Source organism: Cupriavidus sp. SK-4 (assembly GCF_000611125.1).
Lineage (GTDB): Bacteria > Pseudomonadota > Gammaproteobacteria > Burkholderiales > Burkholderiaceae > Cupriavidus > Cupriavidus necator.
On record NZ_JFJW01000090.1, the window covers coordinates 78,692 to 102,923 of the forward strand.

At 67.6% G+C, this 24,232-nt stretch carries 23 protein-coding genes and 1 pseudogene; 9 read left to right on the forward strand and 15 right to left on the reverse strand.

What is annotated here, in order from left to right; genetic code table 11:
• A pseudogene (locus tag CF68_RS19770) lies at positions 1-674 on the reverse strand (nucleoside 2-deoxyribosyltransferase); the annotation flags it as partial.
• Positions 675-677: 3 nt separating this feature from the next.
• Here CF68_RS19770 and CF68_RS19775 point away from each other — a divergent pair.
• From CF68_RS19775 to CF68_RS19795, 5 genes are all read left to right on the forward strand, one after another.
• Complete coding sequence (locus CF68_RS19775) at positions 678-1,619, forward strand: 2-hydroxyacid dehydrogenase (RefSeq protein ID WP_035821982.1); 942 nt, start codon at positions 678-680, stop codon at positions 1,617-1,619.
• Between the two features lie 63 nt (positions 1,620-1,682).
• The gene (locus CF68_RS19780; protein ID WP_035821984.1) at positions 1,683-1,877 is read left to right on the forward strand and encodes a DUF1059 domain-containing protein; all 195 of its coding nucleotides are present in this window, start codon (positions 1,683-1,685) and stop codon (positions 1,875-1,877) included.
• 210 nt (positions 1,878-2,087) lie between these two features.
• Positions 2,088-2,861 (forward strand): molybdate ABC transporter substrate-binding protein, encoded by a 774-nt coding sequence (gene modA / locus CF68_RS19785; RefSeq protein WP_035821986.1) that lies wholly within the window; start codon positions 2,088-2,090, stop codon positions 2,859-2,861.
• Between the two features lie 18 nt (positions 2,862-2,879).
• Positions 2,880-3,590, forward strand: a complete 711-nt coding sequence (modB, locus tag CF68_RS19790) for a molybdate ABC transporter permease subunit (protein ID WP_035821989.1) — start codon at positions 2,880-2,882, stop codon at positions 3,588-3,590.
• An 11-nt stretch (positions 3,591-3,601) separates the two neighbouring features.
• The gene (locus CF68_RS19795; protein WP_035821992.1) at positions 3,602-4,324 is read left to right on the forward strand and encodes an ATP-binding cassette domain-containing protein; all 723 of its coding nucleotides are present in this window, start codon (positions 3,602-3,604) and stop codon (positions 4,322-4,324) included.
• Here the strand turns inward: CF68_RS19795 and CF68_RS19800 are convergent.
• From CF68_RS19800 to CF68_RS19830, 7 genes are all read right to left on the reverse strand, one after another.
• Entirely contained in the window at positions 4,294-4,833 is a 540-nt protein-coding gene (locus tag CF68_RS19800) for a class IV adenylate cyclase (protein ID WP_035821995.1), read from the reverse strand. The genes CF68_RS19795 and CF68_RS19800 overlap by 31 nt on opposite strands.
• An 18-nt stretch (positions 4,834-4,851) precedes the next feature.
• Positions 4,852-5,451 (reverse strand): LysE/ArgO family amino acid transporter, encoded by a 600-nt coding sequence (locus CF68_RS19805; protein WP_035821998.1) that lies wholly within the window; start codon positions 5,449-5,451, stop codon positions 4,852-4,854.
• A gap of 33 nt (positions 5,452-5,484) precedes the next feature.
• Positions 5,485-6,537 (reverse strand): nucleotidyl transferase AbiEii/AbiGii toxin family protein, encoded by a 1,053-nt coding sequence (locus CF68_RS19810; RefSeq protein WP_035822001.1) that lies wholly within the window; start codon positions 6,535-6,537, stop codon positions 5,485-5,487.
• A 55-nt stretch (positions 6,538-6,592) separates the two neighbouring features.
• Positions 6,593-7,243, reverse strand: coding sequence for a DUF6088 family protein (locus CF68_RS19815; protein WP_035822004.1), 651 nt, complete (start codon positions 7,241-7,243; stop codon positions 6,593-6,595).
• Between the two features lie 107 nt (positions 7,244-7,350).
• Positions 7,351-8,145: a TOBE domain-containing protein gene (locus tag CF68_RS19820; protein WP_035822006.1), complete on the reverse strand. Its 795-nt coding sequence runs from the start codon at positions 8,143-8,145 to the stop codon at positions 7,351-7,353.
• 88 nt (positions 8,146-8,233) lie between these two features.
• A complete protein-coding gene (gene fabI / locus CF68_RS19825; RefSeq protein ID WP_035822008.1) occupies positions 8,234-9,013 on the reverse strand; it encodes an enoyl-ACP reductase FabI in 780 nt (259 codons plus the stop codon).
• A gap of 36 nt (positions 9,014-9,049) precedes the next feature.
• Complete coding sequence (locus tag CF68_RS19830; RefSeq protein ID WP_035822010.1) at positions 9,050-11,401, reverse strand: DUF3141 domain-containing protein; 2,352 nt, start codon at positions 11,399-11,401, stop codon at positions 9,050-9,052.
• Positions 11,402-11,756: 355 nt separating this feature from the next.
• Here CF68_RS19830 and CF68_RS19835 point away from each other — a divergent pair, with 355 nt between their 5' ends.
• Positions 11,757-12,719 (forward strand): phosphate acetyltransferase, encoded by a 963-nt coding sequence (locus tag CF68_RS19835; protein WP_035822095.1) that lies wholly within the window; start codon positions 11,757-11,759, stop codon positions 12,717-12,719.
• A gap of 47 nt (positions 12,720-12,766) precedes the next feature.
• Positions 12,767-13,993 (forward strand): acetate/propionate family kinase, encoded by a 1,227-nt coding sequence (locus CF68_RS19840; RefSeq protein WP_035822013.1) that lies wholly within the window; start codon positions 12,767-12,769, stop codon positions 13,991-13,993.
• 1 nt (position 13,994) lies between these two features.
• On the opposite strand, the gene CF68_RS19845 is transcribed toward CF68_RS19840, so the two are convergent.
• Positions 13,995-14,816 carry a tyrosine-protein phosphatase gene (locus tag CF68_RS19845; RefSeq protein WP_035822016.1) on the reverse strand — a complete coding sequence of 274 codons (822 nt, stop codon included), beginning with the start codon at positions 14,814-14,816 and terminating at the stop codon, positions 13,995-13,997.
• A gap of 50 nt (positions 14,817-14,866) precedes the next feature.
• A complete protein-coding gene (locus tag CF68_RS19850) occupies positions 14,867-15,112 on the reverse strand; it encodes a hypothetical protein (protein ID WP_010811526.1) in 246 nt (81 codons plus the stop codon).
• A gap of 436 nt (positions 15,113-15,548) precedes the next feature.
• On the opposite strand from CF68_RS19850, the gene CF68_RS19855 reads away from it, so the two are divergent.
• Both CF68_RS19855 and CF68_RS19860 read left to right on the forward strand, forming a co-directional pair.
• Positions 15,549-17,072 (forward strand): anion permease, encoded by a 1,524-nt coding sequence (locus tag CF68_RS19855; protein ID WP_084187328.1) that lies wholly within the window; start codon positions 15,549-15,551, stop codon positions 17,070-17,072.
• Between the two features lie 192 nt (positions 17,073-17,264).
• Positions 17,265-17,960 (forward strand): transglycosylase domain-containing protein, encoded by a 696-nt coding sequence (locus CF68_RS19860; protein WP_035822020.1) that lies wholly within the window; start codon positions 17,265-17,267, stop codon positions 17,958-17,960.
• Between the two features lie 26 nt (positions 17,961-17,986).
• On the opposite strand, the gene CF68_RS19865 is transcribed toward CF68_RS19860, so the two are convergent.
• Genes CF68_RS19865 through CF68_RS19885 form a run of 5 tightly spaced genes read right to left on the reverse strand, consistent with a single transcriptional unit; the run spans position 17,987 to position 24,094 of the window.
• Entirely contained in the window at positions 17,987-18,211 is a 225-nt protein-coding gene (locus tag CF68_RS19865) for a formate dehydrogenase subunit delta (RefSeq protein ID WP_010811246.1), read from the reverse strand.
• Positions 18,208-19,074, reverse strand: coding sequence for a formate dehydrogenase accessory sulfurtransferase FdhD (gene fdhD, locus CF68_RS19870; protein ID WP_035822022.1), 867 nt, complete (start codon positions 19,072-19,074; stop codon positions 18,208-18,210). Before fdhD ends, CF68_RS19865 begins: the two co-directional genes overlap by 4 nt.
• Before the next feature lie 15 nt (positions 19,075-19,089).
• Positions 19,090-21,969: a formate dehydrogenase subunit alpha gene (gene fdhF / locus CF68_RS19875; protein ID WP_035822024.1), complete on the reverse strand. Its 2,880-nt coding sequence runs from the start codon at positions 21,967-21,969 to the stop codon at positions 19,090-19,092.
• 35 nt (positions 21,970-22,004) lie between these two features.
• On the reverse strand, positions 22,005-23,567 hold the full coding sequence (locus CF68_RS19880; protein WP_035822027.1) for an NADH-quinone oxidoreductase subunit NuoF: 1,563 nt from the start codon (positions 23,565-23,567) through the stop codon (positions 22,005-22,007).
• The gene (locus CF68_RS19885; protein ID WP_035822030.1) at positions 23,564-24,094 is read right to left on the reverse strand and encodes a formate dehydrogenase subunit gamma; all 531 of its coding nucleotides are present in this window, start codon (positions 24,092-24,094) and stop codon (positions 23,564-23,566) included. Before CF68_RS19885 ends, CF68_RS19880 begins: the two co-directional genes overlap by 4 nt.
• Positions 24,095-24,232: the final 138 nt, after the last annotated feature.

Sequence of the window (24,232 nt, forward strand, 5' to 3'; positions counted from 1 at the left end):
CGGTGAATCGCCTCGGCCATCGCCGCCAGGCACTCGGCCGCCCCACCCTGCACCAGCTTCGCCGAACACGCCAGCATCAGGTTCTTGCCCAGCCCGAAATCCTCCACCACGTAGCCGCGCGCATCCAGCGGCGCGCCATCCTCGTCGGTGGTCACGGTGACGCGCTCGCGCAGCGTGCCCGCATCCGCGCTGTAGGCCCAGACCGGCTTCTGCAGCGCCACCGCAAAGCCCACCTCGAACGCCGTGCCGGAATCCGGCTCGCCCGGTCCGCGGAAATCGTCGAGGTTGGCCATCACCATGTCGGCGCGCCGCAGCAGCGCAAGATTGGCGTCATAGATCCAGCGCGCGGTGTCGGCATCCGACAGGCCATCGGGCGCGGATTTGTCGAGGGGATACAGGCCGCTGAAGCCGTGCGCTGCGCACAGCGCCTTGAGGTGCTCGCCCCAGGCGCGCGCATCCTTGCGAAAGACGTCGAAGCCAGCCAGGTAGATGGTTTTCATGGCATGTGAAGTGGGGCAACAGGGATGAGGATCGCAGCATAACCTGCCGCCCGCGGGCGCGATACCACCGGCCGGCACGAACATCGCACAACTTGCGCGCGCACGATTTGCCTGCCCCCTGCGCAGGGGGGGCCCTTGCGCTACCATTGCCCGTCCCCTCCTTGCATCCCGCATCCCATGTCTGCTCCCCAGATCCTCCAGGTCGGCCCGCTCGCGCCGCAGACCAATGCCACCCTGCAGCAACAATACGGCGCCGCCGCGCTGTGGCAGCAGGCCAATCCGATCGCGTGGGCGCGCAGCGAGGGCCAGCAGGTGCACGTGGTGGTGACCTCGGCGCGCCACGGCTGCAGCGCGGCGCTGATCGATGCGCTGCCGCGCCTGGAAGCCATCGTCAGCTTCGGCGTGGGCTATGACGCGATCGCGCTGGATGCGGCCCGCGCGCGCGGCATCCAGGTCAGCAACACGCCCGACGTGCTCAATGACTGCGTCGCCGACCTGGCCTTCGGGCTGCTGCTGGATGCGGCGCGCGGCATCGCCCATGGCGACCGCTTCGTGCGCGCCGGGCGCTGGCCGCAGGGCGGCTTCCCGCTGACCACGCGCGTGTCGGGCAAGAAGCTCGGCATCCTCGGGCTGGGCCGCATCGGCGAGATCGTGGCGCGCCGCGCGCAGGGCTTCGACATGGAGATCGCCTACAACAACCGCCGCCCGCGCGAGGGCGCGCCGTGGCGCTTCGAGCCTGACCTGAAGGCGCTGGCGACGTGGGCCGACTTCCTGGTGGTGGCCACCGTCGGCGGGCCGTCGACGGCCGGGCTGGTATCGCGCGAGGTCATCGAAGCCCTCGGGCCCAGGGGCATCCTGGTCAATGTGTCGCGCGGCAGCGTGATCGACGAGGCGGCGCTGGTGGCGGCGCTGGTTGACGGGCGCCTGGGCGGCGCCGGCCTGGACGTGTTCCAGGACGAGCCCAACGTGCCGCCCGCGCTGCTGGCGCTGGACAATGTCGTGCTGGCGCCGCACATGGCCAGCGGCACGCATGAAACGCGCGCGGCAATGACCGCGCTGACGCTGCAGAACCTGGATGCGTTCCTGGCTGACGGCAGGGTGCTGACGCCAGTGCTGTAGCCGCGTGCCTATACTGGATGCACCGGCTCCAGCCCACTCTGCGGGCCGGCGTCAGGAGGCATCATGGCACGCAAGTTTATCGATTGCCGCGAGTTCCCGAGCGACACCCACTGCACGGTGGCAATGAGCGCCGACAGCGAAGACGAACTGCTCGAAGCCGCGGTCCAGCACGCGGTGGCCGTGCACCAGCATCAGGACTCCCCTGAGCTGCGCACCCAGTTGAAGTCATTGTTCAAGGAAGGCACGCCGCCGGCGTGAAACCGGCACGGCCGGCGCCCAAGGCGCCGGCCCTCACCCCTGGGGCTCATTCGCAGTCCCTGATACAGCACTTAAGCAACTTCGAATACCCATGACGGCCGTCATGGCGCATCATTGACGCAGCGCTATATACAGACGTATATTGCGCCTGACAGTCCACCCGCACAGGCCTTGCCGCACACGCCGGCTGGCCGATTCCCGAGGATTCCGATGTCTGCCCTCCGCTCCTGCCGCCGCGGGTTCCTGCTGGCCGCCTCCGTCGCCACGCTGGCGCTGGCCGCTCCGCCCGCCTTTGCCGCCGACCTGGTGGTATCCGCCGCGTCCAGCCTGACCAACGCCTTCAAGTCGCTGGCCGAGTCGTTCGAGCGCGCCCATCCCGGCACGCACGTGGTGCTGAACTTCGGCGCGTCCGACGTGCTGATGCAGCAGATCATCAAGGGCGCGCCGGCCGACGTGTTCGCCTCGGCCGACCAGGAGGCGATGAACAAGGCCGAGGCCGAGAAGGTGATCGCGCCGGCCTCGCGCCGCAACTTCGCCGCCAACCAGGTGGTGCTGATCGTGCCCGCGGACAGCAAGCTGGCCATCGCCTCGCTGCAGGACCTGACGCGCCCGGAAGTGAAGCGCATCGCCTATGGCAACCCGGCCTCGGTGCCGGTGGGCCGCTACACCCGAGGCGCGCTGGAAGCGGCCGGGCTGTGGGATGCCGTGGCCGCCAAGGGCGTGCCGGCGCAGAACGTGCGCCAGAGCCTGGACTACGTCGCACGCGGCGAGGTCGAAGCCGGCTTCGTCTTTGCCACCGACGCGGCGGTGATGCCGGACAAGGTCAAGGTGGCCGTGCGCGTGCCAAGCCGCACGCCGGTGACCTACCCCATCGCCATCACCGGCCAGACGCGCCAGCAGAAGCAAGCGGCGCAGTTCGTCGACTACATCGCCTCGCCTGAAGGCCAGGCCATCCTGTCGCGTTTCGGCTTCCAGAAGCCCTGACGGAGCGTTGCGCGCACCATGGACGCCGTCTGGGTACCGCTGCTGCTGTCGCTGAAGGTGGCCGGATGGGCCACCGCGCTCAATGCCGTGCTCGGCGTCGGCGCGGCCTGGGCGCTGGCGCGCTGGCGCTCGCCGCTGCGCGACGTGGTCGATGCGGTGCTGACGCTGCCGCTGGTGCTGCCGCCCACGGTGCTGGGCTACTACCTGCTGGTGCTGGTGGGACGCCGTGGCGTATTCGGCGAGTGGCTGGCGCGGCTGGGCATCGAACTGGTCTTTACCTGGCAGGGCGCGGTGCTGGCTTCCACCATCGTCGCCTTCCCGCTGGTGCTCAAGTCCGCGCGCGCCGCCTTTGAAGGCGTGGACCATCAGCTGGAGAACGCCGCCCGCGTGCTGGGCGTGCCCGAAGCCGGCATCTTCTTCCGCGTCACGCTGCCGCTGGCGGCGCGCGGCATCGTCGCCGGCGTGCTGCTGGCCTTTGCCCGCGCACTGGGCGAGTTCGGCGCCACGCTGATGATCGCCGGCAACCTGCCGGGGCGCACGCAGACGCTGTCAGTCGCCATCTATGAGGCGGTACAGGCCGGCGACGACAACACCGCGAACCTGCTGGTGCTGGTGACCTCCGTCACCTGCGTGCTGTTGCTGGTGGTCGCCGGGCGCCTGGTGCCGGCCGCCACGCGCAACCCCGCTGAAATCTACGAACGCCGGCGCCTGCGCCCGCGCATCCGCTAAGCCGAGTCGCCATGAGCATGCACGTCAGCATCCGCAAGCAGATGGTCTCGGCCGACCGCCACTTTGCACTGGATATCGATTTCGATTCGGCCAGCCGGCGCATTGCGCTGTTCGGGCCCTCGGGCGCCGGCAAGAGCCTGACGCTGCGCGCCATCGCCGGCCTGCTGGCGCCAGACAGCGGCCGCATCGTGCTGAACGGCCGCACGCTGTTCGATGCCGACGCCGGCATCGACGTGCGCCCGCAAGAGCGCCGCGTGGCCTACCTGTTCCAGGAATACGCGCTGTTCCCGCACCTGAACGTGGGCCAGAACATCGGCTTCGGCCTGTCGCGCGGCTGGCGCAACCCGCGCCGCGGCGCCGTGCATCCGGAAGCGCAGCGCTGGATCGACGCCTTCGGCCTGGCCGACATCGTCGGCAACTACCCGGCGGAGATCTCCGGCGGCCAGAAGCAGCGCGTGGCGCTGGCGCGCGCGCTGGTGGCACAGCCCGACATCGTGTTGCTGGACGAACCCTTCTCCGCGCTGGACCCCGCGCTGCGCGCGCGCATGCGCGCGGAGTTGCGCACGCTGCAGGCCAGCCTGGATGTGCCGATGCTGGTGATCTCGCACGATCCCGCCGATGTCGAGGCGCTGGGCGACCACGTGCTGGAAATCCGCGAGGGCCGCATCTTCGGCAGCGGCACCAGCCGCCACCATCCGCCGGTCTACGCGCCGGTGTCGGCGCGCGTGGCCTGAGCCGAGCGCAGCAGGTCGACGTAGGCGCCTTCAATCAGGTTCGACGCGGGAATGCCCAGCCGCGCCAGCAATGCGTGGGCTTCGGCCACGCCGTCCTCCAGACGCTCGCCGTCGGCCAGCACCACTTCCAGTTCCAGGAAATCGCCCAATGCCTCGACCCGGTCCAGGTGCACGCGCGTGCGGCCAGCCAGGTACAGCGTGCGCAGCTTGCGCACCCGCCCGCCCTCGCCATGCGCCGCGGCCAGCGCCGCGCGCATGGTATCCGGCGATTGCGTCGGCGACAGGATGTAGAAGCTCTCCTTTGGCCCCGCCTCGTCGGCACGCGCATAGAAGATCAGCTCGCCGCGGTCGGGGGCGAACTCGCGCAGCTTGAGCCGGCCGTTGGCGCAGGGGAAGAAGGTGTCGTCCTGGCGGATGTATTCGGGACCGCTGTCTGCCAGCGCTGCCGCATGCGGCAACACGGCTTCGATACTGTCAATGCGGGCCTTGATCTCGACGTTTCTTGGCATGCGTTTCTCTCCTTGCAATCAGCCCAGCAGCAGCCGCGCGGCAATCACCCACATGGTGATGCCGATCACCACTTCCAGCACCTGCCACGCGCGCGGCCGCGCAAACACCGGCCGCAGCAACGCCGCGCCATAGCCCAGCGAAAAGAAGAACAGGAACGACGCGCTCATGGCACCCGCGGCGAACTCGCGCGCGTTCCCTGCGAACTGCGTCGACACCGAGCCGATCAGCATCACCGTATCGAGATATACATGCGGATTGAGCCAGGTGAACGCCAGGCACACCGCCAGCGTGGCCCCAAGCGGCCGCGGCGCGGCGTCGCTGGGATCCAGCACCGCGTTCGAGCGCCACGCCGCCAGGAAGCTGCGCGCGCCATACCAGATCAGGAAAGCCGCGCCGCCGTAGCGCATCGCTGCACCCAGCCAGGGCAGCTCGCGGATCATCACGGCAAAGCCGGAAACGCCCAGCAGGATCAGCAGCGCATCTGAGAGCGCGCACACCAGGCAGACCCAGAACACATGCTCGCGCCGCAACCCTTGTCGCAGTACGAAGGCATTCTGGGAACCGATGGCAAGAATCAGGGAAAGACCGAGGGAGAAGCCGGCCAGGGCGGCGTGCATTGGTTGTGGAACGGCTGTTTTTTTGGGTGGCTATTATTGCATGGTCAGACCACCGTTTACGGTGTGTTCTATCTGCTGGATGCTGTCCAGCGCTGAGTCAAGCACCGGGATTTCTCCGAATACCATGCCGGCCATCGCCTCATAGTCGCGGGCAATCGACGCACGCATTGCTGCATTGGGCATCAGCGCAAAACTCCCAAACCGCGCGGTCTCCAGGCCGAGATCGGGACTCCCAAAGAAGAGCCGCGCGTGCTGAGCACAGTCCACGGCCAACGCCCTCTGGTTCATCCATTGGCGCTCCTCAGCCACGCGGAGAAGCTGATGCAGATCGTAGTAATGGCGGGAAATGCGTTGACCTCCGTACCGCAGCACGCCGCGGCGCGCATGCCATTGACGCAGGCCATGCAGAATGATGATCTTGTCCCAGAACGTGCGCTCAGGCTTTACCGCGGTCACCTCCGCTACGGTCAGGTCGAGGCCGGCAAGGTCTGCTGAGATAAATGGCGTGACGGTGACGGTGATGTGCGGATCCAGCGCGGATCTCGCTCCAGCTTCGATCTTGATGGCTGAACGAATGTAGTCGCCGGGGGCTGCCGTGATGCTGGGGTACCAGAACAACAGGCTCTTCCCGTCCTGATCGTCAGGATCAGGTTCGACTCGGAAGCTTCGCGGCGGCAAGAGCGCCGTTGCCAGCTGACCAAAGTGGTCGGCAAGCGGGCCGATGATGTATCTCCGGCAAGCCGTGCGAATCGCCTCCAGGCGCACGCGGCGCTTCTTTCCGCTGAGCGCATCCAGGTCTGCCAAACCTGTCGCGTGCCCCAGGTCGTCACGGAAGACCGCGATGTCGATGTCTTCGGAAAACCGATGAATAAGCCCGAATGCCTTTGACAGCGACGTACCGCCCTTGAACAACAATCTCGGTGCATCGGCAGGCAGCCCATTAAACAGTACGTCGAGTGTCCAACAGGCCCAGAAGTCCTTCTCGACGTTGCGCGCGGTCGTGCCCATGCGTGCGGCTGTGCTCAGAAACAAATCCCGCCGATCGGCATCAGCCGCCGCAATGACCTGGCGATAGTTCTCGTTCAATCGATAGACTCCCAGTCGCAACCGAGGTCTAGCGTACCCTGCCTGCCTAATGCCGCTACCTGTGAGTTGCCGTCACGCGAGGGTCGTGCCCGCAGATGCCACGAACGAGGTCTTGCATCCAGGCAGGCAGCAAGGTGAATCCGTCGCGCAGGTCCTCGACAATGGCCGGGCCATGCGTGGAATCGGCCAGCACGTATCTCAATCGGGCGAGGATCCGGTCGTGATCCGATGGCAAGGTATCTTTAAGCCAGTGGAGAGCCTGTACCACGCGCATCGCCGGACGCCCCGCCCAATAGAGACGGCTCGGCGCTGTCTGCTTGAACTCTATGGTCAGGTTTTCCAACTGGATCGAGCGGCGGCGCGCGTCCGTGTGGATAGTCACCCGTGCCGGCACCGCGTCGGTCAGGCCCAGGTCGTTGGCAGCCGTCATGCCGTCGACCAGCAACCGGATGTTGTCACGCCGCGCAATGGCGTCGATCACGCTGCGGTAGTCGGGCGCACTGGCTCGCTTCGTCAATCGGTTTAGTCTCGGATGGTCATAGAGACCCCGGTCGATGCGCCGCAACTCGCCCGCCAGCACCATGCGCTGCAAGACCTTGTCCACGGCATCGCGCTTGCCCAAAGACGAGAAGTCGCTTGGCACCCAGACACGGTTGGGGCCAGCGAGATCGAGCAGTTCGGAAATGCTTGTCTTGAGATCGGACATGTTGTCCGATATTTGTAGTATTTTTTCGGACGCCCGACAAGCTCCGCATGGAATTGCGGCGCAACGGGAGACGCAGAAAGCACATTTCCCTTGCTTCTGCTTCCCTTCTATCCCACGACGCCCAGAATCACGCTGGACGCCTTGAACACCGCCACCGCAGCCACCCCCACCTCCAGCCCCAGCGCTTCCACACTGCCATTGGTCACGATCGCCGCAACCGTACCGCCGCCGTCGAGTTCGATCACCACCTCGGCGTTCACCGCGCCAGGCATCACGCGCGATACCACCCCCGGCAGCTGGTTGCGCGCCGACAGCCGCATCCCCGGATCGGGCAGCCCCACCAGCACCGACGATGCCTTGATCAGCGCAAACGCCTCCGCGCCCTCGGCCAGCGCCAGCGTTTCGACGCTTTCATGCGTGATGGTGGCCACGATCTGCTGCCCGCCGGGCAGTGCCAGCACGACCTCGTCATTGACCGCGCCGCCGCGCACGCTGGCCACGCGCCCGAACAGCTTGTTGCGTGCACTGGTCTTGATCATCATTCGTCTCATCAGGTGGATATCGTCGGCTGCCCCCTCGCCCAGGCGCGACAGCTGCGCGACAAAGCGCTGGTGCTCGTCTTCCAGCGCTCGATAGGTGCGGATCAGTTGCTCGCCGCGCGCGGTCAGGTGCGTGCCGCCGCCGCCCTTGCCGCCGGCGGCGCGCACCACCAGCGGCTCGCCCGCGCTGTTGTTCATGGCATCGATGGCATCCCACGCGGCCTTGTAGCTGATGCCGACCGCGCGCGCGGCCGCGGTGATCGAGCCGTGTTCGCCGATGGCGGCGAGCAGCGCGATGCGGTCCTTGCCGCCCCAGTCTTGCGAGCCGGAGCGGAACCAGATGGCTCCCTGGAGTTCAAGCATGGATGTCGGGTGCCGGTGGCCGGCACCGCATTGGAGTCCGAGACGCGGCTATGGTAATCCGAATTGCGGATCGGTCCAGCGCAGGACACTAGGCCATGATGTGCGCGCCACCATCCACATAGACCGTATTGCCCGAGATGCGCCGCGCATACGGCGTGGCCAGGTAGGCAGTGGCAAAGCCCACGTCCATGATGTCGACCACCTCGCCCAGCGGCGCGCGCCCGGCGGCGTCGGCCAGCAGCAGGTCGAAGTCCTTCAGTCCCGAGGCCGCGCGCGTCTTCAGCGGCCCGGGCGAAATCGCGTGGACGCGGATACCCAGCGGCCCCAGCTCGTGCGCCAGGTAACGGCAGCTGGCTTCCAGCGCCGCCTTGACCGGGCCCATCAGGTCATAGTTGGGCACGACGCGGTTGGCGCCCTCATAGCTCATCGCGAACAGCGTGCCGCCCTGCGTCATCAGCGGCACAGCATGGTGCGCCATGCGCACGAAGGAGTGGCATGAGATGTCCATGGCGCGCGCAAACCCCTCTGCCGACGAATTGAGCAGGCCGCCCTGCAGGTCGGCCTTGGGCGCGAACGCAATCGAATGGACCACCGAATCGAGACCGCCCCACACGCTCTCGATGCGCGCAAACAGCGCCGCCGTCTGCTGCGCGTCTTCCACGTCCAGCGGCATCAGGATGGGCGCCTGAATGGCTTCGGCCAGTGGCGCCACGTGCGGGTAGGCCTTGTCGTTCAGGTAGGTCATGGCGACCTGTGCGCCCAGTTCATGGAACGCCCTGGCACAGCCCCACGCAATCGAATCGGCATTGGCCACGCCGACCACCAGCACACGGGCGCCGGCAAGCGGCGGATTGGATACGTTGACCATGGCGGCTCCTGTAGGACCGGATGCGGTGCGCAACCCTCAGCTGCGCGGCCGCGTGGCGCGCGCGGCCTGCGGCTTGGCTTTCCCGGCATGGCTGGGGGCAGACGCGGTATCGGCCGCATCCACCGACGCGGCTGCGTCGGCAACCTCGGGCGGATGACCCGTGCCCATCACTTCGGCGACTTCGCGATAGCGCCCCAGCCGCTCGCCTGCCAGCGGGCCGCCGACCGTCATCACGCGATGCGCCGCCACCATCAGCTTGCGGCGGGTCTCGCGGTCCGGCACCAGTGCCGGCAGCGCCCGGATCGCGCGCTGCGGATCCAGCCTGACGATAAAGCTCTGCTGGCGCACCGCCGTCTTGAACGCGGCCAGGTCGGCATGGCCGCCGGATTGATCGGTGGCTTGCTGCTGTTCGCGCGCAATGCGGCGCAGCAGGTTGAACGGCCGCTCCTCGATGGCGCTGGGGCGATCGGCCACGTAGGCCAGCACGCGCACAAAGGCCTCCAGCGTGCCGCCCTGCCCGATCGCCGCCTCGGCATCATGAAGGCGCCGCTGCGCCAGCTCCTTGCGCAGCGCCACGGTGACGGGCGACTCAACGTTGGCCGGCACCTGCCCGCTCATGCCCACCAGCGCCGCCATCGCCGGCGAGCCGTAGATTGCCTCGAAGGTCCGCTCGTACCATGCGTCGCGTACATCGCGATACTGGTCGAGCGCGCTGACGATCTGCGCCGACGCGGCCTTCTCCATGGTCAGGAACGGATTGTCCGGCGCCACCGGCGCGCGATGCGCGCGCACCACCCGCGCCATCGCGCCGATCCACGCCATCCACGGATTCATGTCGGTCGCCAGCGAGCGCTCCAGCCGCGCCGGGTGCAGCGCGCGCAGCCACTGCGCGCCCAGTTCATTGGACATCGCGCGCACCCATGGCGAAACGAAGGTGTCGTACATGTGCTGGTTGATCTCGGCCACGCGCCGCACCACCTCGAACGGGCGTTCGTCCTCGCGGCCGTCGTCCAGCGCCAGGATGTCGTTGACGCTGCGGCGCTCGAAGCGCACCAGGTAGCGCCCTTCGACCAGGTCCCGGTGCGGCAGGTCAGGCGCCACGTCCTCGATCTTGGCCTCGTACAGGCCCGGCGGCAGCACATCGATCAGGTCCAGCGCGCAGAACAGTTCGCTGTGTTCGCGGTTGGCGACGCCGGCGGAAACAAAGATGCCCAGGTGCCCCACGGTCTCGTGCAGGCAGTAGACGATCACCTGGTCGTTGGCGACCAGTTCCTCATCGGTGGGGTACAGGTCCGGGATCCAGTTCAGCGCCTGCTGCGGCGGCGTGATGTTGTCCCCCCAGGACGCGAAGACGATCACCGGCGAGCGGATGTTGCGCAGGTCCACCACGGTCTTGGTGTCGCTGCTGCGCACCTCGCCCGCGGTCAGCCGGTTGCCGACGAACAGGTTCTGCACGATCCAGTCGATCTCCGCGCGGTTCATCAGGAAGTGGCCGCCCCACCAGCGCTCGAACTCCAGGAAGCGCGGGCCTTCCGTGTCCGCCTTGGCGTAGACGTCGTAGAGCTTCTTCCACAGCGTGTTGGCCGGATTGAGCTGCTCGAAGTTCTGCACCAGCCAGGCGCCGTCGAAGCGGCCATTGCCCATGTCGGCGGTCAGCGATGCCAGAAACGAGCCGCCCAGCAGCCCGCCGCTGTAGCGCATCGGGTTGCGCCCGCGCACGCCCGACCAGTACGCCAGCGGTGCGCCGGCCACCAGCAGCGGCCCGGTGCGCTCGGGCGCGACCGCGGCCACGATCATCAGCGCCCAGCCGGCCTGGCAGTTGCCGATGACGAAGGGCTTGCCGGGTGCATCCGGGTGCCGCTCGCCGACGATCTTCAGGAAGTCGGCCTCGGCGCGCGCCACCGATTCGATCGTCTGCCCCGGGCAAGGCTCCTGGAAGAAGGTGACGAAATAGCATGGATGCCCGGTGCGCAGCGCGATGCCGATCTCGCTGTCGGCCTTGAAGCCACCGATGCCGGGGCCGTGGCCCGCGCGCGGGTCGATCACCACGAAGGCGCGCTTGGCAGGGTCGGTCGGGCTGTTGGCCGGCGGCACGATGCGCAGCAGCGCGTAGTTGACGGGCTCGGGCAGTTCGCGGCCGTCGGCCAGCAGTTCCTGCTCGAACACGAGCACAGGCGGCATGCCCTCACGCTGATGCTCGGCAGTCTCGTTGCCGCGCTCGCGCAGGATGTCGAACAGCAGCACGGTGCGCTGCCAGGCGTCGGTGAAGTATTCCAGCGCCGGCTGGCCAAGTGCCGCGAACGGATTGGCGGCTGCAGGGGCCTGCGTGGTGGAGGGTGATGGGCCGGAGCTGCCTTGCGGCGGCTTGGCGGGTATGCGTGCGGTCATTCCACTTTCCCCTGATTGGCGCCGCTGCCGGGCGCTGGCGCGCTGTCCGCCGCCCGGAGTGACGCTTGTTGCATTGCAGCTAAAACAAGCCTAGCAGCCGCGGCGATGCCGTGCAACCCACTGACCGGCGCCCCCCAAAGCCTCACGGCACGCAGCATCCATTGGTCATCAACCCGACAAATTCGTCGCCTATACTGGCGCAGTGCGCTTGCGCACTGCAGCAAAGCGGTGCGCGGAGCGCCCGGTGCGAGACCGACGGGCCATCCCTCGACGCCACCGCGCCGGAACAATATCCTTGCCCAGCATCCGCTCTCGGAACATCGCCATGAGCGCTGCCTCGACTGCCACGTCTGCCATGTCCGGACTTGCCGCGCCCGCCGCCGAGGCGCCGGACAAGTACGCTGCGCTGCTCGCGCGCTGCGCCGGGCTGCCGCCCATCCCCACCGCGGTGGCGCACCCCTGCGATGTCTCATCGCTGAGCGGCGCGCTCGAGGCCGCGGAGCTTGGCCTGATCGTGCCGATCCTGGTCGGGCCCGCCGCGCGCATCCGGCAGGTCGCCGCCGCGCATGGACTTGCGCTGGGCGACACCCGGATCATCGACACCGCGCACAGCCATGCCTCGGCCGAGCGCGCGGTCGAAGCCGTGCGGGCCAGCGACGCCGAGCTGCTGATGAAAGGCAGCCTGCACACCGACGAGTTGCTGCACGCGGTCACCGCCTCGGCCAGTGGCTTGCGCACCGGGCGGCGCCTGTCGCATGTGTTCGCGATGGACGTGCCGCGCTACCACAAGCCGCTGTTCATCACCGATGCGGCGGTCAACATCTTCCCCACGCTCAACGAGAAGGCCGATATCTGCCGCAATGCCATCGACCTGCTGCACGTGCTGGGCATCGAGCGGCCCAAGGTGGCGATCCTGTCGGCAGTGGAAACCGTCACCGACAAGATCCCCTCCACCATCGACGCCGCGGCGCTGTGCACCATGGCACGGCGCGGCCAGATCATCGGCGGCGTGCTGGACGGCCCGCTCGCCTTCGACAACGCCATCAGCCGCGAGGCCGCCATCACCAAGGGCATCGACTCGGACGTGGCCGGCGACCCCGACATCCTGCTGATGCCGGACCTGGAAGCCGGCAATATGCTGGCCAAGCAGCTGACCTTCCTGGCCGGCGCCGAAGCCGCCGGCATCGTGCTGGGCGCGCGCGTGCCCATCATCCTCACCAGCCGGGCCGACAGCGTGCGCGCGCGCATCGGCAGCTGCGCCATTGCCGTGCTGCTGGCGCACGCGCGCCGCACCGCCGCAGCCGCGGCGCAGGTCTGAGCCGTTCCCGTGCAGCCCTTGCGCAACCACTTGGGAGTCCATCCAGCGTGACCGCCATCCATCCTGCCGTGCATCCCGTCATCCTCGTTGTCAACGCCGGCTCGTCCAGCGTCAAGGTCTCGGTCTACGCCGTGCCCGACGCCGCGCATGGCAATGCCGACATCAACCCGGTGCTGAGCGCGCACGGCCAGATCGAGGGCATCGGCGTGGCGCCGCGCCTGACCGCGCGCATGGCCGACGGGCGCGTGGTCGCCGACGAGACCTTCCCGCAGGCCCAGGTAGCCGACCACGACGCCGCCTTCCGCCTGGTGCTCAGCGTGGGCCTGCGCGACAACCCGCCGGTGGCGATCGGCCATCGCGTGGTGCATGGCGGCGCCGACTATGCGCAGGCCGTGCGCATCGACGACGAGGTGATCGCAAAGCTGGAGGCGCTGGTGCCGCTGGCACCGCTGCACCAGCCGCACAACCTGACTGCCATCCGCGCGGTGCGCGAGGCCGTGCCGGACCTGCTGCAGGTGGCCTGCTTCGACACCGCCTTCCATGCCGGCCACGACGTGCTGGCGCAGCTGATGGCGCTGCCGTACGCGTACTACGAACGCGGCATCCGGCGCTATGGCTTCCACGGACTGTCGTACGAGTACATCGCGCGCCGGCTGCGCCAGGTCGCGCCCGACCTGGCCGAGGGCCGCGTGATCGTGGCACACCTGGGCAACGGCGCCAGCCTGTGCGCCATGCGCGACGGCCGCAGCGTGGAAAGCACCATGGGCCTGACCGCGCTCGACGGCCTGCCCATGGGCACGCGCTGCGGCTCGGTCGATCCCGGCGCGCTGCTGTGGCTGGCGCAGCAGGGCATGAAGCCGGCCGAGATCCAGGCGATGCTGTACCAGGAATCCGGGCTGAAGGGACTGTCGGGCGTGAGCAGCGACATGCGCGCGCTGCTGGCCAGCGATGCGCCGCGCGCGCGGCTGGCGCTGGACTTCTACGCCTACCGCGCCGCGCAGGAGATCGGCAAGCTCGCCACCACGCTGGGCGGCCTTGACGTGCTGGTGTTCACCGCGGGCATCGGCGCCAACTCGCCGCCGGTGCGCGCACGCATCTGCGAACACCTAGCGGGCCTGTTCGGCATCGCGCTCGACGGCGGCGCCAACGGCGAGAACAGCCAGCGCATCAGCCGCGACGACAGCCGCGTGCCGGTGCTGGTGCTGCCGACCGATGAAGAAGGGATGATTGCGCTGAACACCGCCCGCATCCTGCGCGAATGCGGGCAGCTCTGAGTCAGCCTGCCAGGTAGTGCCCGCGCAGCTGCGCGACGTCCACTTCGAGCGCGTCGCGCAGGTAGTTGTCGACGCTGCCCCAGCCCGCGTCGATGGCCTGCATCGACGCATCGAGGTAGCTGGCGCGGACTTCCAGCAGCGGCGTCATCACCGCGGGGGCCACGCCAAGCCCGGCCATGCGCGCCAGCGCAGTCTGGTTGAACTGCGCATTGCGCTGGTTCGACTCCAGGTAGTTGGCCAGGATATCGTCCTGCGCCACGCCCAGCGCCGCCAGCAACAACAGTGCGGCAAAGCCGGTGCGATCCTTGCCGGCGGTGCAGTGGAACAGCAGCGTCTTGCCGCCCTGCGCGGCGCGCATGAAGCCGGCGAAGGCGTCGCGGTAGCGCACCGGGAAGTCACCATAGACCTCCAGCATGAAGGCATCCATCTGTGCCGGCGTGCTGGCGCGCAGGCGCGGCATCAGCACGTCCATCGCCATGCTGCCCTCCAGCACCGGCGCCGCCACCCAGTGGAAGCGCTGGCCGAAGGCGGCCTCTTCAGGCGACTTCTCGCCGGGCGAACGGAAATCCACCACCATGTCGAGCCCCAGCGTCTGCAGCCGCTCCAGGTCCGCCGCGCTGGCCAGCGCGGGGTTGCCGCTGCGGTACAGGCGCCCCTGGCGCACGCGGCGTCCGCCCGCGCCGGCCAGGCCGCCCAGGTCGCGCGCATTGCTGATGGTGTCGAATGCCAGGTCATGCCCGCCCTGCACGCTGGCCGCGGCCGGAGCCTGCGGCACGACGGCGTGGGCGGGCAGGCATCCTGCGCGTTGAAGCCACTTGATCATTGTTCTTTCCCGATTGTCCTTGCGATGCGGGCCGATGCCGTGCCGGCGCTTCAGCGCGCGCGGTACGCCGGCACATGCCAGCGCAGGTGGCAGCCGGCGATATAGCGCCGGTCCAGCCGCGCCACCAGCTTCCACACCGTCAGCGCACTGGCATCGATATCGACCCACGCCCACGGGTGCTTCGGGTCGCCCGCTTCCACCAGTTCCACCGAACGGATCTTCGCATACCGCGCCAGCGCCTCGCGCAGCGCCGCCGCGTCCAGCCCTGCTTTCAGTCCCCGTACTAAAACCTTCATGGTCGGCTCCAATTATTTCAGATCACTCCCGCTCATGCATCACCCGGCCGGGGCCATGGTGGCGTGCTTGCGCACACACACCGCCGCCAGGCCTTATGTGGCGAGCTTCTCACTGGTATGACGCCTGCGGCGGCCCCGGTATCCATTGATCACGCGTGGATTTGATCTGGCTCATGACGGGCGGAAATAGCATGGAGTTGCCCTCGACAGGGCCGGCTGCCAGTCGGAAAATTCCTATCATGTCGAACGCGGCGGCCACGCCAGCAGCGAGGCCGCTCCGGGCACACCGCACACGGATGCCGTCTCGCGACCGACACTTGCCTGTCCTGCCGGCCGTGCTGTCCCAGCGCCGGCGCGCCGCACTGTCCGCCGAGAGCCGTCCGGGCCGGGTGCCCCGGGGTATCGACCAGGACCACCAACCAAAAGGATGCCGGCGATGACAGGTACTTCCGCCTCCCCCCCTTCCGCACCCTCCGCCGCGGCTGCACAGGCTGTCGTGCCGACACCGAAACTCACGCTGCACTGGGGCCTGTTCGCCGCCATCGCTGCGCTGCTGGTGGTGCTGGCGATCCCGCAGCCCGAGGGGCTGACCGTCGCCGGCCAGCGCATGCTGGCGATCCTCGCCTTCGCCATCGTGGTGTGGATCACCGAGGCAGTGTCATATGAGACCAGCGCCATCATGATCACCTCGCTGATGGCGGGCCTGATCGGCTTTGCGCCGACCGTCAACGACCCCTCGGTGCAGTACGGCACCTCGAAGGCGCTCGGCATGGCACTGGCGGGGTTCTCCAACACCGCGCTGGCACTGGTCGCCGCGGCGCTGTTTATCTCAGCAGCGATGACCGTGACCGGGCTGGACCGGCGCATCGCGCTGGTGACGCTGTCTGCCATCGGCACCAGCACGCGCCGCATCCTGATCGGCACGATCGCCGTCACCATCGCGCTGAGCCTGGTGGTGCCCAGCGCCACCGCGCGCAGCGCCTGCGTGGTGCCGATCATGATGGGCGTGATCGCCGCCTTCGGCGTCGACAAGAAGTCCAATATTGCCGCCGGCATCATGATCACGGTGGCGCAGGCCACCAGCATCTGGAACGTCGGCATCCAGACCGCCGCGGCGCAGAACCTGCTGACGGTGGGCTTCATGGACAAGCTGCTGGGCGAGCGCATCACCTGGCTGCAATGGCTGATCGCAGGCGCGCCGTGGGCCATCGCGATGTCGGTGGTGCTGTATTTCCTGGTGCGCTTGCTGCTGCCCGCCGAGACCGACGCCATCCCCGGCGGCAAGGAAGCCGTGCAGCGCGAGCTGTCGGCCCTGGGCCCCATGAGCGCACCGCAGAAGCGGCTGGCCGCGGTATCGCTGGGCCTGCTGCTGTTCTGGGCTACCGAAGGCAAGCTGCACAGCTTCGACACCGCCACCGTGACCTTCGTCGGCCTGGTGATCCTGATGATGCCGCGCATCGGCGTGATGGACTGGAAGACCATGCAGCAACGCACGCCCTGGGGCACGCTGATCGTGTTCGGCGTCGGCATCAGCCTGGGCACGGCGCTGCTGTCCACCAACGCCGGCCAGTGGCTGGGTCAATTCGTGGTCACGCATTCCGGGCTGGCGACGCACGGCGCGCTGCTGGTGTTTGCGATCCTGTCGGCTTTCCTGATCCTGATCCACCTGGGCTTTGCCAGCGCCACCGCGCTGACCGCCGCGCTGCTGCCGATCCTGATCGCGGTGCTGCAGACGCTGCCCGGCGACATCAACCGCGTGGGCATGACCATGCTGCTGGGCTTTACGGTCAGCTTCGGCTTTATCCTGCCGATCAACGCTCCGCAGAACATGGTGTGCCTGGGCACGGAAACCTTCAACGGCCGCCAGTTCGCGCGCATCGGCATCCCCGTGACGATCATCGGCTACGCCATGATGCTGCTGTTCGCGGCCACCTACTGGCGCTGGCTGGGCTGGGTCTGAGGGGTGACATCCAGCCGGAAAGCCCGCGCTGGAGCTGGGCCTGGACTGGCTGAGCGCCGAGGTCGAGGCCTTCATCCGCTACCTGCACGACACGCCGCCGGCGACGGGCGTCGACCGCATGCAGTATCCCGGCGAGCATGAAGCCGCGGCGGGGCTCGCGCCCAGCCGCGCTCGACTGGCACAATACGTGCCATGAAAAGCCTCTGGTCCGCCTTCATCAAGCTGCTGGTGCTCGCCGTGATCGGCGGTGCGCTGCTGGCCGCCATTGCCATCCTGACCGCCAACCGGCAGCTGCCGTCGCTCGACGCGCTTACCGCCTTCCGCCATACGCCCGACTACGTGCCCATCGGCAAGATACCGCGCGAGCTGACCGAAGCCGTGGTGGCGATCGAGGATGAGCGCTTCTACGTGCATGACGGCATCGATTACATCGGCGTCGTCCGTGCCGGCGTTGCCAACCTGTCGGACGAGCTGTCGCAGGGGGCATCGACCATCACCATGCAGGTGGCACGCAATTTCTACCTGTCGCGGGACAAGACCTATACCCGCAAGCTGTACGAGGTGCTGCTCTCATACCGGATCGAAAAGGCGCTGTCCAAGGACGAGATCCTGGAGCTGTACATGAACAAGATCTACCTGGGCCAGGGGGCGTATGGCTTTGCCGATGCGGCGCGGACTTACTTTGGCAAGCGGCTGGATCAGTTGACGCTGGCGGAGTGTGCGATGCTGGCCGGGTTGCCCAAGGCGCCTTCGGCTAACAATCCTGTGGCCAATCCCAGGCGGGCGCGGCAGCGGCAGGTCTATATCCTGCAGCGGATGCTGGAGCTCGGGAGCATTTCGCGCGGGGAGTATGACGGCGCGTTGCTGGAGCCGTTGAGGTTGAGGTGAGGTGGTGTTTCTGCTTGGCGCCTCATTTACTCCAGCATCGCCCGATGGCGCCCCAGCGCTTCGCGCACGATGTCCAGCAGCCCGCTCCCTGCCTCGGCATCCACATGCCCCAGCAGGGCCTTGCGCATCCGCGGCTCCCAAAACCGCTTGATGTGCCCCGCAATATCCGAGACAGCCTCCTCACGATCCGGCATGGCCTCGAAGAAGCTGCCGATCTGGTTGGCCATGGTGATGAGGTTGTCGATCTTCATGCCAGACTCACTTCGTGCTGCAGACGTTGGGGATGGGCGTACACCACGTGCGCGCCTGCGCGCACGAAGCCGGCCAGGGTGATATTGGCTTGTTCGGCAAGCCGCACGGCCAGCGCCGTCGGTGCGGACACTGCTGCCAGCACGCCGGCGCCGATGGCGGCGGTCTTCAGTACCATTTCATAGCTGGCGCGGCTGGTCACCAGCACGGCTCCGCTGGAGATGTCCTCGCCGCTGCGGGCGAGCGCGCCCGCCAGCTTGTCCAGCGCGTTGTGGCGGCCCACGTCTTCGCGCACCAGTGATACGTGGCCATCGGCACGCAGCCATGCGGCAGCATGCGTCGCACCCGTGTGTTGCTGCAGCTCCTGTCGCAGTTGCAGTTGCACGAAGGCGGCCTGGATCACGTCGGTGTGGAAGCTGGCATCGCTGCGCACCGGTGCCGGCAGGCGCATCACCTGTTCCAGCGATTCGGTGCCGCACAGCCCGCAGCCGGTGCGCCCGGCCAGCGAGCGGCGGCGGTCCTTGAGCCGCATGAAGGCTTCCGATGCGATCTCCAGCTGCACCGCGATGCCTTCCTCGCGCGTGTCGATTTCGATGTCATAGACATCGGCGGCACGGGTAACGATGCCTTCGCTCAGGCTGAACCCGAGCGCAAAGTCTTCCAGGTCGGCCGGCGTCGCCAGCATCACCGCGTGCGAGATGCCGTTGTACACCAGCGCGACCGGCACTTCCTCGGCCACTTCATCGGGGCTCAGCATCAGCTCGCCGCGGCGCCAGCGGCTGACGGCGAAGGTGCTGTGGGTAACCGGTGCGGCGTCTCCGGCCGCGGCCGGATGTAGCTCCGGTGACTGCATGCAGCGCATCATGGTGCGGCCCTCCGCTCAGCGTACGGCCTGCGCCGGGTCGGCGCTGGCGGCTTCCAGCAGTTGCAGCTGCTGGGTGTTGAACTCCTGGTACTCCCGCTGCCACGCCGACGGCTGCGCCACCGGCAGCACCTGCACCGCGGTGACCTTGTACTCCGGGCAGTTGGTGGCCCAGTCGGAGTTGTCGGTGGTGATCACGTTGGCGCCGGATTCCGGGAAGTGGAAGGTGGTGTAGACCACGCCCGGCTGCATGCGCTCGCTGACGATGGCACGCAACACCGTGTCGCCTGCCCGGCTCTGCACCCCGACCCAGTCGCCGTCCTTGATGCCGCGCTCCTCGGCATCGTGCGGATGGATCTCCAGCCGGTCCTCGGCATGCCAGTAGACGTTGTCGGTACGGCGCGTCTGCGCGCCGACGTTGTATTGCGACAAGATGCGGCCGGTGGTCAGGATCAGCGGGAAGGCGCGCGTGATCTTCTCGGTCGTGGGCACGTACTTGGTGATGATGAACTTGCCCTTGCCGCGCACGAAGGCGTCGATATGCATGGTCGGCGTGCCTTCCGGCGCGTCGGCGTTGCACGGCCACTGGATGCTGCCGAGCTGGTCCAGGCGCTTGTAGCTGACACCCGCGAAGGTCGGCGTCAGGCGCGCGATCTCGTCCATGATCTCCGACGGATGCTTGTATTCCATCGGATAGCCGAGCGCGTTGGCCAGCAGGATGGTCGCTTCCCAGTCGGCATAGCGGGCCTTGGGCGGCATCACCTTGCGCACGCGCGAGATGCGGCGCTCGGCATTGGTGAAGGTGCCGTCCTTTTCCAGGAAGGACGAGCCCGGCAGGAACACGTGGGCGTACTTGGCGGTCTCGTTGAGGAAGATGTCCTGCACCACGATGCATTCCATCGACGACAGCGCCTCGGACACGTGCTGCGTATTCGGGTCGGACTGGACGATGTCCTCGCCCTGGCAATACAGTCCCTTGAAGCTTCCTGCCAGCGCGGCTTCGAACATATTGGGAATGCGCAGGCCCGGCTCGGGGCTGATCTCGACATTCCACGCGGCTTCGAACAGGCCGCGCGTGGTCGAGTCCGACACGTGGCGGTAGCCCGGCAGCTCATGTGGGAACGAGCCGATGTCGCACGAGCCCTGCACATTGTTCTGCCCGCGCAGCGGGTTCACGCCCACGCCTTCGCGGCCGATATTGCCGGTGGCCATGGCCAGGTTGGCAATGCCCATCACGGTGGTGGAGCCTTGCGCATGCTCGGTCACGCCCAGGCCGTAGTAGATCGCAGCGTTGCCGCCGGTGGCATACAGGCGTGCGGCACCGCGCAGCTGTTCTGCCGGAATGCCGGTCACGCTTTCCATCGCCTCCGGCGAGTTCTCCGGCAGCGAGACGAAATCGCGCCATTGCTGGAAGGCGCGGTCCTCGCAGCGCTCGGCGATGAAGGCTTCATTGAGCAGGCCTTCGGTGACGATCACGTGGGCCAGCGAGGTCACCAGTGCCACGTTGGTGCCCGGGCGCAGTTGCAGGTGATAGTCGGCACGGATATGCGGGGAGTCGACCAGGTCGATGCGGCGCGGATCGACTACGATCAGCCTGGCGCCGGCGCGCAGGCGCTTCTTCATGCGCGAGGCAAAGACCGGGTGGCCGTCGGTCGGGTTGGCGCCGATCACCATGATCACGTCGGCCTTCTCCACCGACTTGAAGGTCTGCGTGCCGGCCGATTCGCCCAGGGTCTGCTTCAGGCCGTAGCCGGTCGGCGAATGGCACACGCGCGCGCAGGTGTCGACGTTGTTGTTGCCGAAGGCGGCGCGCACCAGCTTCTGCACCAGGTAGCCCTCTTCATTGGTGCAGCGCGACGACACGATGCCGCCGATGGAGTCCTTGCCGTGCTCGGCCTGGATACGCTTGAACTGCGACGCGGCGTAGTCGATCGCCTCTTCCCACGACACCTCGCGCCACGGATCGGTGATCTTGGCGCGGATCATCGGCTTGAGGATGCGGTCCTTGTGCGTGGCGTAGCCCCAGGCAAAGCGTCCCTTGACGCAGGCGTGGCCTTCATTGGCCTTGCCGTCCTTGTACGGCACCATGCGCACCACTTCATTGCCCTTCATCTCGGCCTTGAACGAACAGCCCACGCCGCAATAGGCACAGGTGGTCACGGTGCTGTGCGAGGGCTGGCCGAACTTGATGATAGAGGTCTCGGTCAGCGTCGCGGTCGGGCAGGCCTGCACGCAGGCGCCGCACGAGACGCAGTCCGATTCCATGAACGACTGGCTGGTGCCGGGCGAGACGCGGGAATCGAAACCGCGGCCGCTGATGGTCAGGGCGAAGGTGCCCTGCGTTTCCTCGCAGGCACGCACGCAGCGGTTGCAGACGATGCACTTGGAGGGGTCGTAGGTGAAGTAAGGATTGGACTCGTCCTTCTTCATCTGCGTGTGCGTCGCGATCGGCGCAGCTTCCGGGCCGCCGTCGTTGTAGCGCACTTCACGCAGGCCGACCACGCCGGCCATGTCCTGCAGTTCGCAATTGCCGTTGGTCGGGCAGGTCAGGCAATCGAGCGGATGGTCGGAGATATACAGTTCCATCACGCCGCGGCGCAGGTCGGCCAGCTTGTCGCTCTGGGTCTTGACCTTCATGCCGGCTTCAACCGGCGTGGTGCACGATGCCGGATAGCCGCGGCGCCCTTCGATCTCGACCAGGCACAGCCGGCATGAGCCGAAGGCTTCGAGGCTGTCGGTGGCGCACAGCTTGGGGACGGCGATCTGCGCTTCCATCGCGGCGCGCATCACAGAGGTGCCGGCGGGCACGGTGACGCTGACGCCATCGACCTCCAGGGTGACCAGTTCGGTGGATGGGCTGGCGGGCGTGCCGAAATCGATCTCGTTGCGGGCGTTCATGGCGGTTTGTCTCCCGTGTCTCTGCTGGACCTGGCTCAGGCGGCCTTGGCTGGGTTGGAGGCGAGGCCGAAGTCCTCGGGGAATTCATTCAGCGCGGACAGCACCGGGTATGGCGTCATGCCGCCCATCGCGCACAGCGAGCCGTTGAGCATGGTGTCGCACAGGTCGCGCACCAATGCGACATGCTTGACGGGTTGCTCGCCGGCGATGATGCGGTCCATCACTTCAACACCGCGGGTCGAGCCGATCCGGCACGGGGTGCACTTGCCGCACGATTCGATCGCGCAGAACTCCATCGCGTAGCGGGCCTGCTTGGCCATGTCGACGGTTTCATCGAACACCACGATGCCGCCGTGGCCGACCACGCCGCCGAACGCGGCATAGGCTTCATAGTCCAGCGGCACGTCGAAGCGCGACTCTGGCAGGTAGGCGCCCAGCGGTCCGCCCACCTGCACCGCACGGATGGCGCGGCCGCTGCGGGTGCCGCCGCCGTAGTCGACCAGCAGCTCGCGCAGCGTGACGCCGAACGCCTTCTCCACCAGCCCGCCCCGCTTGATGTTGCCGGCCAGCTGGAACGGCAGCGTGCCGCGCGAGCGGCCCATGCCGTAGTCGCGGTAGTACTGCGCGCCGCGCGCCAGGATCACCGGCACGGTGGCCAGCGAGATCACGTTGTTGATCACGGTGGGCTTGCCGAACAGCCCCTGCAGCGCCGGCAGCGGCGGCTTGGCGCGCACCACGCCGCGCCGTCCTTCCAGGCTTTCCAGCAGCGCGGTTTCCTCGCCGCAGACATAGGCGCCGGCGCCCTTGCGCACTTCCAGGTGAAAGCGCTTGCCGCTGCCGCGGATATCGTCGCCGAGCCAGCCGGCGGCGTTGGCGATGCCGATCGCGCTTTCCAGCACGGCAATCGCGTGCGGATATTCGGAACGGCAGTAGATGTAGCCCTGCTCCGCACCCACCGCCAGCGCGGCGATGGTCATGCCTTCGATCAGCATGAACGGGTCGTCTTCCATCACCATGCGGTCGGAGAACGTGCCCGAGTCACCCTCGTCGGCATTGCAGACGATGTACTTGACCGCGGACTGCGCTCCCAGCACGGTCTTCCACTTGATGCCGGTCGGGAACGCCGCGCCGCCGCGGCCGCGCAGGCCGGAGTCGGTGACCTCCTGCACGATCTCGGCCGGCTGCATCGCCAGCGCGCGTTCCAGGCCGGCAAAGCCCTCATGCGCGCGGTAGTCGTCCAGCGACAGCGGATCGGTGATGCCAACGCGGGCGAAGGTCAGGCGCTCCTGCTGCTTCAGGAAGGGGATCTCTTCGGTGACGCCCTGCGACAGCGCGTGCTCGCCGCCTTGCAGCAAGCCGGCGTCGAACAATTCCGGCACGTCTGCGGCGCTCACTGGGCCATAGGCCACGCGGCCGGCTCCGGTCTGCACCTCGACCAGCGGCTCCAGCCAGAACATGCCGCGCGAGCCATTGCGCACAATGCGCACGTGCTCGTTGCGCGCCGCGGCTTCACGCGCGATGGCACGGGCCACGTCGTCGGCGCCCAGCGCCAGCGCGGTGGAATCGCGCGGCACGAAGATGGTGGTGATCGTGATCATGCCTGTGCCTCCGCGGCTTCCGTGGTCTTTTCCGCGGACGACTCGCGCAGCGAGCGCACCAGCGCGTCGAAGCGCCTGGCATCGACATAGCCGTGCAGTTGCTCGCCGACCATCACCGCCGGGCCGCAGGCGCACTGGCCCAGGCAATAAACCGGCTCCAGCGTCACCTGCCCGTCCGCGGTGGTTTCATGGAAGCCACAGCCAAGTGCGCGCTGCGCATGCTCGGCCAGCGCTTCGGCGCCGACCGACTGGCAGGCTTCGGCGCGGCAGACCTGCACCACGTGGCGGCCGGCCGGCTGCTGGCGGAAGTGGTGGTAGAAGGTGATCACGCCATGCACCTCGGCGCGCGACAGGTTCAGCGCGCGGGCAATCACGGGCACGGCGGCGTCGGGGATATAGCCCTGTGTGTCCTGGATCTCATGCAGGATCGGCAGCAAGGCGCCCGGCATGTCCTGGCGTGCCGCCACGATGGCGGCGATGCGCGAGGCGTCGGCGGATGCCGGTGCGTGGGGGGAAATTTCTGGCATAGCGTCTCCTGTGAGGCGTCGCACAGATCGGCAGCGCGGCCTCTTATATGCTATTTTTTTCCTATTTACGGGCTGTGACGTCGCCGTTTTTCCCGTTGGATGGACTATATGGGAGTGACAGCGGCCCTTCAATAAGCT